General features: G+C 53.4%; 16 protein-coding genes. All 16 read right to left on the bottom strand.

The window, feature by feature from the left end; all coding sequences use genetic code 11:
- Positions 1–25 precede the first annotated feature (25 nt).
- Entirely contained in the window at positions 26–1267 is a 1242-nt protein-coding gene (gene ftsA, locus BUA40_RS08310) for a cell division protein FtsA (RefSeq protein WP_072800181.1), read from the bottom strand.
- On the bottom strand, positions 1260–2102 hold the full coding sequence (locus BUA40_RS08305) for a cell division protein FtsQ/DivIB (protein ID WP_072800180.1): 843 nt from the start codon (positions 2100–2102) through the stop codon (positions 1260–1262). The genes ftsA and BUA40_RS08305 overlap by 8 nt, the downstream gene beginning before the upstream one ends.
- 19 nt (positions 2103–2121) lie before the next feature.
- On the bottom strand, positions 2122–3504 hold the full coding sequence (murC, locus tag BUA40_RS08300) for a UDP-N-acetylmuramate--L-alanine ligase (protein WP_072800179.1): 1383 nt from the start codon (positions 3502–3504) through the stop codon (positions 2122–2124).
- A complete protein-coding gene (gene murG / locus BUA40_RS08295) occupies positions 3504–4574 on the bottom strand; it encodes an undecaprenyldiphospho-muramoylpentapeptide beta-N-acetylglucosaminyltransferase (RefSeq protein ID WP_072800178.1) in 1071 nt (356 codons plus the stop codon). The genes murC and murG overlap by 1 nt, the downstream gene beginning before the upstream one ends.
- Positions 4571–5746, bottom strand: coding sequence for an FtsW/RodA/SpoVE family cell cycle protein (locus BUA40_RS08290; protein ID WP_072800177.1), 1176 nt, complete (start codon positions 5744–5746; stop codon positions 4571–4573). Before BUA40_RS08290 ends, murG begins: the two co-directional genes overlap by 4 nt.
- Before the next feature lie 18 nt (positions 5747–5764).
- Positions 5765–7147 carry a UDP-N-acetylmuramoyl-tripeptide--D-alanyl-D-alanine ligase gene (gene murF, locus BUA40_RS08285; RefSeq protein ID WP_072800176.1) on the bottom strand — a complete coding sequence of 461 codons (1383 nt, stop codon included), beginning with the start codon at positions 7145–7147 and terminating at the stop codon, positions 5765–5767.
- The gene (locus tag BUA40_RS08280; RefSeq protein ID WP_072800175.1) at positions 7140–8567 is read right to left on the bottom strand and encodes a UDP-N-acetylmuramoyl-L-alanyl-D-glutamate--2,6-diaminopimelate ligase; all 1428 of its coding nucleotides are present in this window, start codon (positions 8565–8567) and stop codon (positions 7140–7142) included. Before BUA40_RS08280 ends, murF begins: the two co-directional genes overlap by 8 nt.
- Positions 8567–10465, bottom strand: a complete 1899-nt coding sequence (locus tag BUA40_RS08275; protein WP_072800174.1) for a penicillin-binding protein — start codon at positions 10463–10465, stop codon at positions 8567–8569. Before BUA40_RS08275 ends, BUA40_RS08280 begins: the two co-directional genes overlap by 1 nt.
- Entirely contained in the window at positions 10462–10770 is a 309-nt protein-coding gene (locus BUA40_RS08270) for a hypothetical protein (protein WP_072800173.1), read from the bottom strand. The genes BUA40_RS08275 and BUA40_RS08270 overlap by 4 nt, the downstream gene beginning before the upstream one ends.
- Positions 10767–11804, bottom strand: a complete 1038-nt coding sequence (gene rsmH, locus BUA40_RS08265) for a 16S rRNA (cytosine(1402)-N(4))-methyltransferase RsmH (protein WP_072800172.1) — start codon at positions 11802–11804, stop codon at positions 10767–10769. Before rsmH ends, BUA40_RS08270 begins: the two co-directional genes overlap by 4 nt.
- Entirely contained in the window at positions 11791–12267 is a 477-nt protein-coding gene (locus BUA40_RS08260; RefSeq protein WP_072800192.1) for a division/cell wall cluster transcriptional repressor MraZ, read from the bottom strand. Before BUA40_RS08260 ends, rsmH begins: the two co-directional genes overlap by 14 nt.
- A gap of 188 nt (positions 12268–12455) precedes the next feature.
- On the bottom strand, positions 12456–14081 hold the full coding sequence (locus BUA40_RS08255; protein ID WP_072800171.1) for a right-handed parallel beta-helix repeat-containing protein: 1626 nt from the start codon (positions 14079–14081) through the stop codon (positions 12456–12458).
- Positions 14082–14142: 61 nt separating this feature from the next.
- Complete coding sequence (gene ribF, locus BUA40_RS08250) at positions 14143–15060, bottom strand: riboflavin biosynthesis protein RibF (RefSeq protein ID WP_072800170.1); 918 nt, start codon at positions 15058–15060, stop codon at positions 14143–14145.
- Positions 15057–15965 (bottom strand): tRNA pseudouridine(55) synthase TruB, encoded by a 909-nt coding sequence (gene truB, locus BUA40_RS08245; RefSeq protein ID WP_072800169.1) that lies wholly within the window; start codon positions 15963–15965, stop codon positions 15057–15059. The genes ribF and truB overlap by 4 nt, the downstream gene beginning before the upstream one ends.
- Positions 15966–16319, bottom strand: coding sequence for a 30S ribosome-binding factor RbfA (gene rbfA, locus BUA40_RS08240; protein ID WP_072800168.1), 354 nt, complete (start codon positions 16317–16319; stop codon positions 15966–15968).
- Positions 16309–19359: a translation initiation factor IF-2 gene (gene infB / locus BUA40_RS08235; protein WP_072800167.1), complete on the bottom strand. Its 3051-nt coding sequence runs from the start codon at positions 19357–19359 to the stop codon at positions 16309–16311. Before infB ends, rbfA begins: the two co-directional genes overlap by 11 nt.
- Between the last annotated feature and the right edge of the window lie 13 nt (positions 19360–19372).

Below are 19372 nucleotides of genomic sequence, written 5' to 3'. Positions count from 1 at the left end.
TCCCTGATGTTGAGTGTTGATGTTGTTATAAATAAGTCCTGATGATTTCGAGAACACGCTGGAATCCTTTCTTCATGGAAACCGCGATCTGCGTTCCCGTTTCACGATTTTTCTTTTCACGATGCTGCTTGTTCGCATAGTAAAGCAGACCGATACCCGTTGCATAAGAGGGGTTCTGGTAAGCTTCCTGGATGCCGCTCATGCCCTTGGGGCGACCAATGCGAGCGGGTTTTCCGAATACCTTGCAAGCCACATCTTCGATACCTTCCAAAGCGCAGCAGCCACCGGTCAGCACGATACCGCCGTTGATGATGGCGTCGAGCTTATGAGCCTTGAGCTGATCGTTCAGCATGGAGAAAATTTCACCCACGCGGGCCGTGATGATTTCGGCCAACAGCTTGCGCGAGCAAGAAACGTCGCCACGGTTGCCTACGGCAGGCACCGGGAATGCGTCGTCTTCGATAAGATTGCTAATGGTGCAGGTGCCGTACTTCTTCTTGATTTCTTCGGCCTTGGAAAGAGCGATAGGCACGTTGAGGCAGCGGCTGATATCGCTAGTGATGACGTTTCCGGCATAATCGATAGAGGTGGTAAAGCGCACGGAATCGTTCACGAATACGGCAATGTCGGCAGTTCCTGCGCCGATATCTACAAGAGCTACGCCAAGTTCGCGTTCATCGTTCGTGAGCACGGCACTTGCAGCAGCCAGCGGTTCGAGCACGAAGCCCGCCACATTGAGGCCCGCGCGGTTCACGCACTTGGCCAAGTTCTGCAAAGCGTTCTGGCGGGCGGTCACCACCTGGACATCCACACCCAAGCGACGGCCGGAGCGGCCCTTCGGATTGCGGATATGGGTTTCGTCGTCCAAGGAATATTCACCCGGGAAAATATGGATGATTTCACCGGCCTGCGTCGGCAAGGTGCTTGCCTGCTTGGTCACGTTCTCGATATCTTCTTCGCGAACTTCGCCCATCGGGAGCGTCACGATTCCCTGGGTATCCAAGGAACGCACATGCTTACCGGCAATGCCCACATAGACATCGTGTACATCGACGCGAGTCGTATTTTCAATGACTTGGACTGCCTGCTGCAAGGTTTCCACGACGGAATCCAGGTCGTCTGCATTCTTCAGCGGAAAGTCGCCGCATTCCACGACGCGAACGCTTTCGCCTTCGGATACACCTACGAACAGGTTTATCTTTGAAGCCCCAATGTCAAGGCCAAAGATGTATTCGTCTTTTTTCTTGTCCAATTTATTGTCATCCATTGATGCACCTCTTATCATAATTTCTTACATAGGCGAAGCCCAAAAACCTCATATCGACTTCACCGGCACATTGCAAATCTTTCGCGAATCCGTTTTCCAGAGACTTGTACAGCGTAAACTGTCCCTTGTTCGATTCCTGGCCTTTAAAGAGCGTGGTAAAGCCCACATCCCTGAAATAGACCTTCATGCAATCGTCTTCGGCAGACCAAGTCACCTGCGACACGCGTTCATAAAGTTCAGCATCGCTATTACGCATTTCCACCAAGAAATGGGTAATCGATTTCACATGTTCCATTGACGCAGCATCCATCACCGGGAGCCTCATGGCAGTCGCCACCGAGTACGGCAAGGGGAAACCCTTTTCGGAGTAAATCGTTGCGCGACCTTCCGAAAGTACCGTCAGCACCGGCGATGTTTCGTGGAGTTTGATATAGAGCGAAGACGGGAACTTCTTTTCCACCTTCACCGACAATATCATGGAGAGCTGAGCCAAAGCCGCTTCTACGGAATCGGCGTTCAGTTCCGACATGAGCATGCCCGTTTCCACCTGGGCGCTCTGCATCACGTCTTCCCAAGAAAGCATGCGGTTGCCTTCGATTTCCACATACTGCAAATGGCGCAGTTCCAGCGGATTGAAACGCTGCAAGTAGAAACGGTTGTGAATGGCAAGGACTGCAAGAACCACCAAGATCACAGCCAGAATCCAGCCACGGTGCTTGAACCAACACCACACGCATTCAAACCCGTGTTTCACTTTGCGAACACGTTCCTCTTTGCGCAGGCGCTCGTTGGTGCCGATTCGGCGGCCAAGCAATGTGGTTTTACTTCCAGTCAACTTTCTCTCCCAAATCTTCCTACAGGCATTCCTTCAGAATTCTTTCACCCAGCTTCCAGATGTTGCCAGCACCCATGAGTACCACCACATCGCCCGGCTGCAATTCCTTCTTAAGGATCGGCAGCAGGTTCATCTGATCGCCTACAAAGCGGGAATCACGATGGCCGCGGTCAGAGGCGCTGTTAGACACCAGCGCACCCGTCACGCCTTCAATGGGCTTTTCGCGGGAGGCGTAAATGTCGGTCACCAGGAGCACGTCGCAGTTTGCGAAGGCGCCGCCAAAGGCATCGTGCTGATCGCGGGTACGCGTAAACAGGTGCGGCTGGAAAGCCACGATAATGCGGCGATCCGGGAATGCATCGCGGAAGCCGAGCAAAGTCGCAGTTGCTTCGGTCGGGTGATGAGCGTAGTCGTCAAAGACCAAGACGTCATTCTTTTCACCGAGGAATTCAAAGCGGCGTTTAACACCTTCGAATTCGGCGCAGGCCTTGCGGGCGATATCAGCAGAAATGCCTTCTTCAATCGCGAGGGCCACGGCGGCAGTTGCATTCAGCACATTGTGGCGGCCCGGAATTTGGAGCTTGAATTCACCCAAGCTTTCGCCGTCATTCAAAATTTCAAATACAGGATAACCCTTTTCAAAACGCAGGTTGTCCACGCGGAACTTGGCCTGGCGCGAGAAACCGTAAGTAATCACCGGCTTCTTGAGGCGAGCCAAAATCTGCTGCACGTTCGGATCGTCCAAGCAGACAATCACCTGACCGTAGAACGGAATCTTGTTGGCGAACTGTACGAAAGCATCCTTGATGTCTTCGATATTTTCGTAAGTGTCCAAGTGGTCTGCGTCAATGTTGGTGATGATTGCAGAAGACGGCATCATCGAAAGGAAGCTGCGGTCAAATTCGTCGCTTTCGGCAATCAGATAATCACCCTTACCGACCTTAGCGCCTGAGCCTTTACCCTTAACGACACCGCCCACAATAATGGTCGGGTCAAGACCGGCTTCTTCCCAAATCTGTCCCACGATAGAAGTAGTCGTCGTCTTGCCATGAGTGCCTGCAATCGAAAGCGTGTACTTCATACGCATGAGTTCGCCCAGCATTTCAGCGCGGCGAATCACCGGAATACGGCGGTTGCGGGCTTCGACCAGTTCCGGGTTATCGTGCGGAACTGCAGAAGAATAAACCACCAAGTCCGTATCTTCGACATTAGAGGCTTCGTGCTTCGAGAACACCTTAATGCCAAGGCCCTTCAGGTAATCAATCACCTGGCTTTCACCAGTATCGGAGCCACTCACCACGAAACCGTTATCGTGGAGCACTTCGGCAATACCGGACATACCGGCACCACCGATACCTACGAAATGAAGCTTACGGACACGCTTACAATCATTAATCTGCATTAATCATTCTCCTTAGAGAGGATCACACGAGCAATCTGGTCGGCTGCATCGGGCATTCCGAGCTTTTTAGCCGCAAGAGCCATGGAATTTAAACGGGATTCGTCAGCCAAGAGCTGTTCCACCTTTTCCCACAGGTGATTTTCTTCGGCATCGAGTTCCACCAAAGCGGCGCCAGCCTTTTCGACCACGCGGGCATTATGTTCCTGGTGGTTTGCGGTGGCATGCGGGAACGGCAAAAGAATCGAGGGTTTACCGAAGGCAAGGATTTCAGCCAAGGCAGAAGCACCGGCGCGGCTGATAATCAAGTCGGCATGCTTCATGTAGGCATAAATGCCATCCAAAAATCCGCGGATAGCCACATTCGGAACTTCACCGACGCGGTTGCTGATGGTTTCCACGTTCTTGACCCCCACCTGCCAAACGACAGACACATCGTTGCGAGCGGCAATGGCCTTGATGCTTTCTTCAATCTTGTTGTTGATGCCCACGGCACCCTGAGAGCCGCCCACAATGAACACGGCCTTTTTGCCCGGAGCAAATTCAGCGGGGCGTGCAAGGGAATCACCCACCGGCAATTCACGCACCGGGTTTCCGAAAATCATGCACTTTTCAGTGGGGAAATACTTGGCGGCTTCATCCGAAGTCACAAAGACGGTCTTGGCGTAGCGTGCGCCCACCTTGTTGGCAACGCCAGCCACTGCATTCTGTTCCTGCAGATAAACAGGAATGCCTGCGGTGCCTGCGGCAAGCACGATCGGGAGCGATACGTAGCCACCCGTCGCCACAACGACATCGGGTTTCACCTTCTTAATCACGCTCTTGGCGCGAACAAGGGCCTTCGACAGATTAAAGGGCAGCGCCAAGTTCTTGAGGAACGGTCCGCGATGCAGAGGAACAGCCGAAATGTATTCGTAGGGCCAGTTCTTTGCCACAAGGCGTTCTTCCATAGAATCCTTACGGCCAGCAAAGGTAATGTCAGTCACGCCCATCTTCTTAAGGCTATCTGCAATGGCTACGGCCGGGAAAATGTGTCCGCCGGTACCGCCACATACGAAAAGGAACTTTTTCATACGCCACTCCTTGAAAATTCATAGTTTCTGTAGGCACTGCTTTCGAGCGAGGCGCCGCTCATATACGGTTCCTTGATCATTTTGCCTGTATTGGGTCTAGAAATGTTCAACAGAATCCCCACTGCCACACAGCTGTAAATTAAGTTGGTTCCGCCGAAGCTGATAAACGGGAGAGGTTGGCCCGTTGTGGGGAAAAGTCCCACACAGACGCAGACGTGAACCAAAAAGTTGAAGAAAAGCGAGAACGTGAGTGCCACGGCCAGGTACTTTCCAAAACGGGTCGAAGATTGGCGGGCAATCTTGAAGCCCTGCGCAAACAAAACCGCATACAAGGCCAACAAGAAGAACGTTCCCATGAATCCGAACTCTTCGCCGGCCACCGCATAAATCACATCCTTGTGAACTTCGGGCAAGTAACCAAGCTTCTGCACGCCCATACCGAATCCCGTTCCCGAGAATCCGCCGTTACCCAAAGCGAGCAACGCATGTTCACCCTGCCAGTTCGAAGCGACCATTTCGCCTTCGGCTGCCGTAAACGCCTGAATACGCTTACTCGAGTGCCCTGTCATGAGCAACATGATAATTCCCGGCGGAATGGCTGCGCCAATGGTAATCGCGAGGTACTTGTAATTCACGCCAGCCGTAAGCATCACGCAAATCACCACCATCGAAAGCATCATGAGCATCGAATAGTTCGGCTGCAAAATCAGCAAGAAGGCCGTGAGACCAAAGAAGATTCCCGGCTGGATCAGCGTGCAAGCGACACTCTTGATGTTATCGCCTGCCTGCGAGAACTTTCCGCAAATGCAAATCAGCATACCGAGTTTCATAATTTCAGAAGGCTGAATGCCCAAAATCCAGCGGTTTGCACCCTTGACGCCGTGACCCGACACAAGAGCCGCAACCGTAAGGACAACTCCCACGAAGAAGGTAATGCGACCGAGCCAAACCCAGTGACCATAATCCAAGAAGCGCGCAAGGCCAAGCATCAGAACCAAGCCGAACACGGCCTTGATCAGATGCTTCTGCAAGTAGTATTCTGCAGGAAGTCCATGGGACACAGCGAAATGGGCCGATGCCGTATAGACAATAGGCACGCCCAAACAAATCAGCAGCAACACTACTACCAAGAGTAGCTTGTTCATGCCGGTATTTGCGACTGTGTTTTCCATTCCTTCGTGAGTCCTAAATTAAGCCTTGACCTTCGTGAGTTTAAGCATGGCATCGACCACCTGTTCCATGTGCATACCGCGGCTGCCCTTGATCAAGAGCACGTCGCCTTCGGCCACGATTTCGGTGAGGGTGTCGATCAGTTCCTGTACGCTTGCAAAGTGGTGCGCAGCCTTCATGCCCTTGGACTTGGCGCCCTTCACATAAAGTTTTGCCTTTTCGCCCACCGTGAGGAGCATATCAAAATTCATTTCAGGCACCATGGCACCCATTTCTTGGTGCAGAGCGTCAGTCTGAGCGCCGAGTTCGAGCATATCGCCCAAAATGGCAATGCGACGATTCACCTTCATGTTGCCAATGGTCTGCAAAGCCATCTTGGTCGAAGACGGGTTTGCATTGTAGCAGTCCGACACAATCTTGAAGCCGTTGGCATTCTTGATTTCCATACGCATGTTGGTCGAACGGAAGTTGGCAAGCGCCTTGGCGATGTCGGCCTTGGGCACTCTGTACTGCAAGCCCACGGCAATTGCAGCGAGAGCGTTATAGAGGTTATGAATGCCCGGCACGTTCAGCGTGAACTTGGTACGTTCCACAAAGAAGGTGGCGCAGTTGTCTTCGCTCCATTCGAGCTTTTCGGGCTTGATGATGCCGCGCTTCACGCCAAAGGTCACCACCTTGTAGCTGTTATTGCTGCGGCACTTGCAAAGGCGCGGGTCATCGGCGTTCACAATGAGCACGCCGTTCTTCTTGAGGCCAGCGACAATCGTTCTCTTTTCAGCGAATACGCCGTCCAAATCCTTGAGGCGTTCCAGGTGAGAGGCGCCGATGTTGGTAATCACGGCCACATCGGGCTCGACAGCCATCGAAAGCGGACGGATTTCATCCGGGCCGCTTGTGCCCATTTCGATGACAGCCGCTTCGTGGCTGTGCTTGAGCTGGAACAGCGTCATGGGCACACCGATGTGGTTGTTGAAATTACCAGCGGTGGCGTGGGTGTTATACTTCTGCGAAAGAACGGCCTTCACCATTTCCTTGGTGGTGGTCTTGCCGTTGCTGCCCGTAATGGCAACCTTCTTCACCTTGAAATTCTTCTGATAGCCCTTGGCGAGCTTGAGGAGCGCTTTCGTCGTATCGTCGACGGGCGCATACATCTTGAAGTTTTCAATGCCTTCGGCATCAGCGTTCACGACACTCATCAATGCTCCATTTTTTTCCATTTGTGTAACAAACTGGTGGGCGTCAAATCGGGCACCCTTGATTGGCCAAAAGACCACACCCTTGGCAGGTTCACGAGAATCCATGCAAAGATTCACCTTGCGGTTCTTGGTACGGCCATCGACACCGACCGAGTAGGTTTCGAGGATTTCCAAGAGTTCCTTGATTTTCAAGTCCAGCTTATACATTTTCCATCGCCTTCACCGCTTCTTCGCGGTCATCAAAATGGTGTTTGGTCTTACCCACAATCTGGTAGTCTTCGTGGCCCTTGCCCGCAATCACAAGCCAGTCGCCGTCCTTAAGTTCTGCGCAAGCCTTGGCAATCGCTTCTTCGCGCTTTTCGACAACGCTAAACTTGTCCGTCTTCATGCCGGCGCGCACATCGTTAATGATATCGGTCGGATTTTCGGTTCGCGGATTGTCGGAAGTGAGCCAAGCCTTGTCAGCGATACGTTCGGCGATTGCACCCATAATCGGGCGCTTGGTCTTGTCGCGGTCGCCGCCACAGCCGAACACGCACGCGAGGCGGCCTCGGCAGAGGCTGCGAGCGGTCGTAAGGACGCGTTCAAGGGCATCGGGTGTGTGGGCGTAATCCACAATCACATGGCGACCGTTCTTGTTCCAGACCTTTTCAAAACGGCCCGGAACGCGGACTTCTGCCAAAGCCTTGCGCATGGCAGGTTCGGCGACACCGATTGCCTTTGCCCAAGCAAGCACGAGCATCACGTTGTCCACGTTAAAGTCGCCGCACAACGGCGTTTCGAACGGTTCTGCGCTAATCGCAGGCAACAACAGCTTGAGCCCATCTTCGGTATTCTGCACTGCACCTTCGGGCTTCACCAAAGCGCTAACGACCCCTAGACGCGAGACAGCCACCCTCCGGTCCGCTCCAATCCCGGCTAGGGAATCGTATAGTTTCTTTCCGTACGCATCATCGACATTGACAACGGCAACGCCATCATCTGCAAGGTAACGCGTAAACAAAAGCTTCTTTGCCTCAAAGTAGGCATCCATCGTCTTATGGTAATCGAGGTGGTCTTGAGTCAGGTTGCTGAACAAGGCACTCTTGTAAAGCACGCCCGCCATACGGCCCTGATCCAAGGAATGCGAAGACGCTTCCATCACCAAATCCGTACAACCGGCCTCGACTGCTTTTGCGGCAAAGGCATACAAATCCAATAGCCCCGGCGTCGTTAATGTAGCGGGCACCGAAGTTTCGCCAATTTTATTCTTGATGGTTCCGAGGAGCGCGACCTTGTGGCCTGCAGCCGAAAGCATCGCATCCATCAGGAACGCACTCGTCGTCTTACCGTTCGTACCCGTCACCGCATGAGCGTTAAGCTTTGCGAACGGGTCCTTATAGAAAATCTTTGCCGCTTCAAGGCGTGCAGCCTTCACGTCGGCCACTTGAATCCACTTGGACGTCAGTCCTTCGGGAGCCACATTTTCGCTCACCACAGCCACCGCACCGGCAGCCACTGCAGTTCTTGCGAATTCATCGGACTTTTCGCCCGGCATCGAGAAAAACAAATCTTTTGCCTTCACGCGGCGGGAGTCGTCGCACAGGCCCTGTACATTCAATTTCTGCATCAACGTTTCAGAAATCATTAGCCTTTCTCCTTGAGCGTAAGCTTGCAAATCTGACCCTTGTGGAGAGTCTCCCCCACCTTCGGGAACTGGGACACCACGCGGCCCATACCGGTATATTCCACGTTCATACGAATGTTACCGGCAATTTCAAGAGCATCTTTCAGCGAAAGACCCTTCAGGTCGGGCATCGTGGAGGCGTCAACATCGCCAAGCTTAAGCACGAGTCCAACAGAATCGGTCATGTCCCTACGCACTGCCAGCACGCGAGAGCCTTCGCCTTCAAAAGTCACCGGGCATTTCTTGCCTGCAGCCACGGACTTTGCCGTCTGGGCAAGCATACCCACATAATCACCTTCGCAAGCTGACTTCTTGCTCACAAAAGCAAGTTCATGCGAAGCCGGCGAAAGTCTCGGATGGTAGTAGATGCCTTCCATAATGCGGCAGAAAATCGGGCCCGCCGTTGCACCACCCGTGTGGCCGTATAGCTTGTCGGCATTCGGGTCGTCCACCAGCACCATGCACACATAGCGCACATCTTCTACCGGGGCAAGGCCAATAAACGAAGCCACCTGATGTTCGCGATCGTACTTGCCGGTTTCCTGGTTGTACTTTTCTGCCGTACCGGTCTTTCCGCCAAAAATCACATCCGGAATCTTCTTGCTGGCCACGCGCTTTGCCGTACCGCTATTCACCACGCGATTCAGCATCTTGCGAATAGAAGCTGCCGTACGTTCTGAAATCACGCGACGCACCTTCACCGGTTCCTTCTTTTCGACCAGGTTACCGTCAGAGTCGCGCCATTCCTTCACGATCATTGGTTCCATCAGAGTGCCGCCATTGGCAATAGTGGCATAAGCCATCACCATCTGGATCGGCGTCACAGAAACAGCGTGGCCGAAGCCCATCGTTTTAAGGGTACGGTCATCTCTCGTAAGTTCGTAAGGCATGTAAAGGCGACCGGCTTCTTCACCCGCCAGGTTTTCAGAAGTCTTCATACCAAAGCCAAAGTTGCGGGCCATGCGATAAAGCTTTTCGGCACCCACCTTGTCAGCCACCTTGGCAAACACGATGTTCGAAGACTGAACCATCGCCTCGGCCATATCCATATCGCCATAGATGTGGGTATCGCAAATGCGTTCGGCACGGGCGCTCCAGCTCCAGCACTTGCCTTCGTTCACAAACACGGTATCTTCGGGCACTACACCGTTTTCAAGGGCAGCCGCAGCCGTAATCACCTTGAAGGTAGAACCCGGTTCATAAGACATCGCAACGATGTCGTTCTTCGCCATTTTGCCCACGCCCTGCTTTTTGGAGTTCGGGTCAAAAGTCGGATAACTCGCCATGGCCAGGATTTCGCCCGTGTACGGGTCCACCACCACAGCCGAGGCACTGGCGGCGCTAAATTCGATTACGCCATCCTTCAAGGCCTTTTCTACGATTTCCTGCATATCGCGGTCAATCGTCAGCACCAAATTCTTACCCGGCTTGGCTTCGGCAACGTTTTCGGAACGGCCCAGGATTTCACGTTCCTTGGCATCCTTGATACCCACACGGAAACCTTCGTTACCGCGCAGGCGCAAGTCGTACATGCGTTCCATGCCCATGCTTCCCTTGCCATCGTAATTCACCTTGCCCACAATCTGGGAGGCAAGCTTACCCTGCAAGAAGATACGGCTGTAATCTTCAGCCTTGCCGGTATCGCGCAAGTTCTTGGCGAAAACCACACCATTCCTGTCCAGGATTTCGCCACGTTCGGCGTAAATGTTCCTGGTACGAGTCGTCTGGTCCTTGGTTTCCTTCTGGTACACTTCGCGGTTCAGCACCTGAATGTTAAAGGTCTGCCATGCCAGAACGCCAATAGCGCCCAGCACAATCATCTTTGCAACCGACAGAGCATCCATATTCACAATATTCATGGAGCCCCCGTCACGCGCACCTTGGTGGGCACGCCATTCAAGTCAAGACCAACACTGTCTGCAAAGCCAGCCAAGTTTTCCAGCGAAGACAACTTGTTGATTTCAAGTTCCTGCAAAGTCCTTTCACGCTGCAGCTGGCCAATCTCGTAGGCCAGTTCATTGGACTTGGAATAAAGCTTGGTAAGGCAGTTCTGCATGTACAAAGGCAAAATCAGCAAAAGGCCGGCCACCAACACGGCGCCAACGAACACCCACACAATGGTGCGGTTAGAATTGAACAGAGGTTTTCTATTCGATTCACTCATACGCGTTCGTATACCCTAAGCTTTGCAGAGCGAGCCCTGCTGTTCTTTGCAATTTCTTCGTTAGAGGGCAGAATCGGCTTGCGATTCACCTTCTTCAGGCGCTGGTGATTGCCTCCGCACGTGCACACGGGCAAGTGTTCGGGGCAAATGCAGGCCTTTTCAAATTCAGCGGCCGTTTCCTTGACGCAGCGGTCTTCCACGGAGTGGTAGCTCATAACCACCAGTCGACCGCCCACCTTGAGGCAATCCACGGCAGCGCGCAGGCTATCTTCGATTTCCTTAAGTTCGCCATTCACTTCCATGCGAATCGCCTGGAACACGCGAGCCAAAAGGCCATTTACTTCGCGACGCTTATCGGGGAACACAGATTCCACCACCATCTTCACGTCAGAAGGCAAAATTTCCTGGTCACCCTTGGCTGCAGCCATTTCAACAAGGCGAGTCGCCAGTTTGAAGCCGCGATCCATATCGGCATTCTTGCGGAGTGCAGCGGCAAGCGTATCGGCATCTACCGTCTTGAGCCATTCCTGTGCCGAAACACCTTCGCGGCGGTCCATACGCAAATCCAGCGGATTATTGCCCACAAAGGTAAAGCCGCGGTCAGAAGCGTCTACCTGATGGCTGCTAATGCCCAAATCGTAGAGAATGCCGTCCAGGGTATTCGGCGCAATTTCATTCTTCAGTTCACCGAAGCGAACCGGGTGCACAATAAACTTGGGCTTCACGCCTGCAAGGCGCTTGGTCGCAAAGGCAACGGCTTCTTCATCGCGGTCAAAAGCGTGAAGCGTCCCGTTTTCATCTAGTTTGTTCGCAATAGCGTAGGAATGTCCGCCACCGCCCAGCGTGCAATCGCCGTAAGTACCGTTCGGCTTAATGTTCAAGCCTTCAAGGCATTCCTGAAGCATCACCGGATCGTGATAGAACACGCCGTTTTCGACACCGGCAAGGGCTGCTTCGGAATGAGCCGCCGTAGCACGGCTGTTCAAAATTTCATTTGTATGTAATTCGTTCTTGCGGAGGCTATTTGTTGCCATCGGACCCCTCCGTCAAGCTTTCACCATAGAACGCGGCATCGAAGGCGGCAATTGCATCTTCAGTCTGCAAGCCGAACTTTTCATTGAAGCGTTCAGGATTCCATAGTTCAAGAGTTTTTCCGCTAGCTTGTACGTAAAGGACTTCACCCTTAAGACCAGTATACTCCAACAAAATCTTTGGAAGTAAAATGCGGTTCTGACCATCGAGCTCCACTACCGTAGGAGCGAGGCCTCTCCGAACTAGGTCAGCTTGACGGCGGTCGGACCTCGAGTCCAAGTCCGCCATGAACTTTTCGTATTCCGGCAAGGTAAACAACCGAAGCGTTTGATTCGGACCACGCGTGATCACGAATTCTTCGCCCTCGGTTGGCCCGAGCTGACGACGGAATTCCCTGGGGAAGGAAGACCTTCCCTTTCCATCGATAGCCGTTTGGGCTTGACCTATGAAAGACGTAAAGTTCATACTAGTTTGACACATTTTACCACAACACAGTACAAATCTACCATTTTCTACCACTTTGGCAAGATAGAGCCGACATTTTCAACCCGAAAGCATACAAAAAGCATACCTCGGATCCAGGTCCGAGGTAAAATAAGTGAACAAAGGTTCACTAACGATTTTTAGGAATAAATAGTTGTGCTAACGTAGCACTACTTCACATTCACTTTCTGCAAGTACCTACCCTGACGCACAATATAGGCGCCAGAGTTTCTGAATTTAGCACGGAGCACTTCGGCTACGGAGCCGAAACGAAGCTGCTCGGCCTGCAAGATTCCCAGGTATCGGCCCTGCATGTCGAACACGAATGCAGTACCAGAAAATTCCACAGGATTAGCGCGGGTCATCACGATCGAAGGCTCGCCATATTCGAATGCACCCAAGCCTAATTCTAAGGCGCGGCTTCCCTTCTTGAGTTTCAAGAAGTCCACGTTCGGCAAACTGCCGTCCGCGTTGCGCGGGCCAAGTATTCCCGGAAGCGTTGAGAGATCTTCGCCGGTCACGGTCATGCTCGGGTCATCAAGACTTACAAAGTCATCTTCCGTCAAATCAAGATTCAAATTCCACGTATTATTTTCGCCAGCTGGGCATTCCACATAATGGTCGATGTTCTGGCTCGAAATTTTTTCCCAGCATTCCCCGATTTGCGAATTCTTGTTCGGGAAGGCAATGTTATTCTTGAGCACGTGCGCGTTGTCGCCCGTCAATGGCACCACTTCGGCCAGGCGGGTCTTTCCATCTTCGGCATAGAGCGCCGATGCCATGCTGAAGGAACGGTCGCCATTCATGTAGGCCGTGTTGTTGAGCCACGTGCTTCCGGCATTGGTATAGTTTGCATAAAAGCCCGACGCCTTATTTTTCCAAGCGGCACAAAACTTAATGAGGTGATGCCCGGTGCCAAACGTACTTTGGCCCATCTTGATGCCGTATCCGTTGCCGTTTTTCGGGCTACCTCGCCCAAAATCGCTGTAGCCGTTCCCCATGGCGTAGCAATTTTCCAGCACCACGGGGAATTCCTGGTTAATGAAATCGAAGCCGTCGTCACTGTTCCACCACGAGCGACACCCGATGAACTTGGTGGTATCGCCCTGGCCGGATTCCTGATAGTGCGCGCCGAAACCGTCGGCATTCTCGCCATCGCCCTGCCAATCCGTGGGGTCATAATTGTCGTGCGCATCGCAGTTCAAAAAGAGGTGCCCACCGCCGCCTGACGCTCCGTCGTGCGCAAAGAATCCCGGTCCCGCGTTGTGGTGACTGTCAATCTGTTCCAAGAAAATATGCTTACTCGCGTACAGGAAAACGCCTGAATTGGAATTGTGTATCATGGGCGTATTGCGAACATCAAAGCCTTTCAAGTGCAGGTATTTTGCCGCAATCACGATAGGCGAGGTGTACATTGCTCCTTCGGGAGTGCCGTCGCCATGCTCTTCGCCCGCGGCCACGGGGAGGTTGGCTGCGTCAAAAATCGGGCGCTCGCCCGGATAGGCAAGATAATGGATACGGTTATCGTCACTTTCGCCGCTTGCTGTGAGGAGAATGCCCGCCGTCATCTTGTATCGTGTGTAAAAGACTGTATCGTGCAGGTCGTAAATGCCGCCGCGAATCCAAACGGTATCGCCCGCAGTCACCACGGTATTCGCCTTGTTGAGCGATGCGAAGGGTTTCTCCTTTGTGCCCGCCGCATTGTCGCTGCCATCAGGCGCCACATAATACACAGCACCAAACGCTTGTATCGCTGAAAGGGCAAGCCCCAATGTCAATAAAATCTTTGCTCCCATATACACCTCAAGTAAGTACTTTTAATATACTCTTTTTTGAGGCAAATGGGAAAAAACTGAATTATTCAGCCCAATGATTGCCGTTGTAATTGCGGGCGGTATCGGCGTCCATGCCAATCTGGCGCACCAAATCGTCCAAGCTCGGGAACTTCTGTTCGGGGCGCAGGTACGCCATCAAGTCAAGCGCCATCGGGCGACCGTAAATGTCTTCGTTAAAGTCGAGCAGATATGCTTCGATAGCGAGACGCTGGTTGCCGGTAGAAGGCTGCGTACCAATGTTCACCACCGCACGGAAACAGCGTTCGTCGTGTGCACCGTCTGCATCAACACCACCCGGGAGGCGAGCGGTTGCCACATACACGCCGTGCTTAGGCAAGAACTTGTACTTTTCCACCTGAAGGTTCGCGGTCGGGAATCCGATGGTATGGCCGAGGCGTTTGCCTTCGACAATCGTTCCTGACAAACGGTACGGGCGGCCCAGATAAGTCTGCGCGCGCGACACATCGCCATTCAGCAAGGCATTTCGCACAGCAGAAGAACTCACACGTTCACCCTTGTGAAGCACAATCGAAAGCATGGCCGTCGAAAGTTCCGGGAAAGCAGCGGTAATGGTTTCGTAGTTGCCCTTGCCGCCAGCGCCAAAGCAATGGTCGTGTCCAAAGAACATGGAACACACGCCGCGCTTTTCAATCAGTTCCTGACGGACAAAAACATCGAACGGAAGCTTCGCCACCTCGGGCGTAAATGGAAGCACCAAAAACTCAAGACCCAGGCTTTCAATAAATTCGCGCTTTTCTTCGGTAGTCGTGAGGAGCAGCGGATCGCCAGGAGTGCGCAGCACATAGTTGGAATGCGGTTCAAAGCTAATGACGGTAGGCTTCAAGCCGTTCACTTCAGCAACAGCCTTGAGCGTGCGGAAAAGCGCCTGGTGTCCCAGGTGGCATCCGTCAAAATTACCCATCGTCACAGCACGCTTCATTTTTCATCCTCACCCAAATAAAATTTCGGCTTAATACGCCCCGGCTCATAAAAACACAAGCTCAAGACTTCGCCTTGCATATTTGCAGCAAACACATGGCCATCAGGACCCACGCCCTCGACTTTCTCTTTCCACGGGAGCCAATTGCCCTGTCGAATCACGGCCACCTGTTCGTCGGTAAGGCGCACCACCGGAAAGTCGAGCACCGCATCGACCGGCAACAGATTTTCACGAGTCAAGTTCTCGCCACGCACCGCCTTATCGAGCGTCACATTGCCGATGCGGTGTCTGCGTATCTGCGATACGCACGCGTAGGTTCCAAGCGCACGACCAATATCGCGACCGAGCGCACGAATGTAAGTTCCCTTGGAGCATTCGCAAATCAAGTCGAAGGTCGCAAATTCCTTGCCGGAGCAGCCTTCGGTCACTTCGCCCTCGCCAATCACCTTGAGTTCGCCAATGTGAATCTTGCGGGGTTTCAATTCAATGTTGCGGCCACGTTCCATCAAGTCGCTGGCACGCACGCCGTTGATTTTCACGGCGCAGTACTTGGGCGGAACCTGTTCAATATCGCCCGTAAATTGCGGGAGAACGGCTTCGAGCTTTTCGCGGGAAATCGCGAGCGTTCTCTCATCTTGTTCTACGACCTCGCCGTCCCACTCCAAGGTGTCGGTTTCGTAGCCCAAATGCAGCCTAAAGCTATAGCACTTGTCCTTGGCTTCGATAAAGGGCAACAGTCGCGTGCAGCGGCCGGTGGCAGCAATAATCAAGCCCGAGGCACGCAAATCCAGCGTGCCCGCGTGGCCTACTCGCTTTGTAGAAAAGACCCTTTTCAGTGGGAAAAGGGCCTTAAAAGAAGTTTCGCCAGCAATCTTGTCCAAAAGAACGAAGCCGGAATTGCTCAATTACAAGTCCCCTTTCTGCTTCAGTTCGGCCAGAATGCTTTCGATATGCATGGCGTGTTCCAAGTTTTCATCCAGAACAAAATTCAGTTCCGGAATCTTGCGGATCTTAAGCGCCTTGCCTAAAACAGTACGGATATAACCCGCCGAATTCTTGAGGCCAATCAGCGAATCACGCTTTTCCTTATCGGTACCCATCACGGACACCATGACCTTGGCGTAGCTCAGGTCATCGGTAATCGTGACGCGCGTGATGCTTGCGAGGCTGCTCACACGAGGATCCTTCAAGCCCTTCTGCAAGAGCTTGCCGATTTCCTCGCGGAACTGTTCGTCCAATCTGTCAGTTCTACGACTCATTGGACTCCTCAGCCTTCTTGGCCTTTTCTTCGGCTTCTTCGCGGGCCACATCCTTCAGGGTACGGGCAACCTTGACTTCCTTGAAGAAGATCAAGCTATCGCCTTCCTTGATGTCTTCGTAACCCTTAAGACCGATACCGCATTCAAAGCCACGAGCGACAGACTTGACGTCGTCCTTCATGCGCTTCAAGGACTGGACCACGGTCGTACCGAGTTCCACACCGTTGCGGTACACGCGCACATGGCTGGTACGGTCGACTTCGCCGTCGGTAACCATACAGCCTGCGATGAGACCGATCTTCGGAATCTTGAACACCTGGCGGATTTCGGCTTCGCCGGAGAGTTCTTCGCGCATGGTCGGCTTGAGGAGGCCTTCCACAGCGTTGGTGATATCTTCAATGCAGTCGTAAATCACGCGGTAGTTGCGGATTTCGATGCCTTCCTTCTGGGCCATTTCGCGGATAGAGAGCGACGGCATCAAGTGGAAGGAAATAATGATTGCCTGTGCGGTCGTAGCGAGCAAGATATCGGATTCCGTAATGGTACCCACACCCTTGCGGATAATGTTGACGCGCACTTCCTTGTTGGTAAGCTTTTCGAGGCTTGCTGCAAGAGCTTCTGCAGAACCGCCCACGTCGGCCTTAACAATAAGGTTGAGTTCGGAGAGCTTACCTTCCTTACGATCGTTGAAGGTATCTTCCAAAGTCTTCACGTTACGAGAACGCAGGTCGCGTTCACGAGCAGCCATACGGCGCTTGGAGGCAATTTCACGTGCGGTCTTTTCGTCTTCGACCACAATAAGATCGTCACCGGCCTGCGGAGTACCGTCAAAGCCGAGCACCTGACACGGAGCAGACGGAGGAGCTTCCTTCATCTGTTCGCCACGTTCGTTAAACATAGCACGGACACGACCAGCGTAAATACCGCAGACAAACGGGTCACCCACATGGAGCGTACCGTTCTGCACGAGGATCGTGGCCATAGAACCCTTACCCACGTCGAGCTTAGATTCCACCACGGCGCCGCGAGCGTGAGCATCGGGGTTAGCCTTGAGTTCGAGCACTTCGGCTTCGAGGGCGAGCGTTTCCAAGAGGTCGTCCATGCCCTGGCCCGTACGTGCAGAAACTTCGATACAGCTGGTAGAACCACCCCACTGTTCCACTTCCACGCCGCGTTCAGCGAGCTGGGCGCGAATCTTGTCGGGGTTAGCGGTCGGCAAGTCGATCTTCGTGATAGCCACGACCATCGGCACCTTTTCGCGCTTGGCAAGTTCAATAGATTCAACCGTCTGCGGCATCACCATGGAGTCGGCAGCCACCACGAGCACGATCACGTCGGTCACCTGAGAACCGCGAGCACGCATAGCACTGAATGCTTCGTGACCCGGAGTATCGAGGAAGGTCACCTTACCCTGCTTGGTCGTGACTTCGTATGCACCGATATGCTGCGTAATGCCACCCGATTCGCCGGACACCACATGGGTCTTACGAATCCAGTCGAGCAAAGAAGTTTTACCGTGGTCAACGTGGCCCATCACCGTCACCACCGGGTGACGCGGCTTCAGGTTTTCAGAAGATTCTTCTTCCACGCCGAGCACTTCTTCTTCGTATTCTTCCATCAGCTGGGCTTCGTAACCGAATTCGTCAGCCAAGAGCTGGATGGTTTCAAAATCGAGGCGGGCGTTGATGGTCACCATCATGCCCATTTCCATGCACTTCGCGATCACGCGGGCCGGCATCTGGTCCATAAGGCCAGCGAGTTCGCCCACGGTAATAAAGTCGGAAGTCTTGAGGATTTTCTTTTCTTCGCCCGGAGTATTGTCGTTATGCTCCTTGCGGTAAACTTTCTTGACAGGCTTCTTGGACAGGTCAGCCATCACGCGGGAAACGTTCTGACGAACGACTTCCTGCTGGATTTCCTTCTGCTGGTCCTGACGGTCCTTGCCATTGCCGCGACGGTTCTTGTCGTTCTGGCCGTGGCGACCGTTCTGCTGCTTGCCACCCTTGCCGCCCTGATTCTGGCCGCCAAATCCCTGGGCGCCACCATTGCTAGCATTGAAGGCATCTTGCATAGAACTGCCGGTAAAGCCACCGGTGCGACCAGTAAAGGTACGGCCACCGTTATTGTTCGGGCCACCGTTTCCGTTACGGTTGTCGTTACGGCGGTTTCCGTTACGGTTGTCGCCATTGTTCGAAAGGCGACCGAATGTACCCGTATAACCCTGCTGGTTACCGTTGTTGTTACGGTGACCGCCGCGGGATGCCTGAGCCTGTTGCTGAGACTTCTTGATACGGGCGAGAATAGCTTCATCAGGTTTGAACACCTGAGCCTTCATCGGGGGCTGCTTAAGTTCCATACCCGGGGTCACCATGGCAGGCTTGGCAGCGGCCGGTGCGGCAGCAGCGGGCGCTGCGGGGGCTGCCGGTGCGGCAGGCTTTACAGCAGCCGGAGCAGGCTTCGATTCCACCGGAGCGGGCTTCGGTTCAACCTTAGGTGCTGCAGGCTTTTCTGCGGCAGCAGCTGCGGGAGCAGCTTCAACCTTCGGAGCAGCAGGTGCTGCGGCGGGCTTCACCTCGGGAGCCTTCGGAGCTTCAACGGCAGCCGGTGCGGGAGCAGCGGCAGGCGTTTCGACCTTCGGTTCGACCTTAGGAGCAGCAGGCTTTACCACTGCGGCAGGCTTTGCAGCAGGTGCTGCGGCGGCAGCGGGAGCGGCGGCCGGTTTTGCAGCCGGCTTCTTCGTCCTGATCAACTTGGCCTTCAACTTGCCGTCGCCAGCCGAAGAAGATTCCTTCTTCTTGTCGGAAGAGGCATTGGAAGTTTCGGCGGTAGACGCCTTTTTCAGGTTTTTACTGCGGGCTTCAGCCTTCTGGCGTTCAGCATCAACAGCGGCTTCGATCTTTTCGTATTCGGAGGCGTTCACCTTCGAAACCTGGGTCAAAACCTTGACACCGTTCTCGCGCAAAAGCTTGATCACGAGGTCACTCTTGACTCCGTGTTCCTTCGCCCAATCTACTGGTTTAATTTGTTCTTCATTAGCCATGAATAGCTTCCAA

It is taken from the genome of Fibrobacter sp. UWT2 (genome assembly GCF_900142545.1).
Classification (GTDB): domain Bacteria; phylum Fibrobacterota; class Fibrobacteria; order Fibrobacterales; family Fibrobacteraceae; genus Fibrobacter.
Note: the sequence above shows the minus strand (reverse complement) of the source record. Positions and strands in the feature narration are given on the sequence as shown.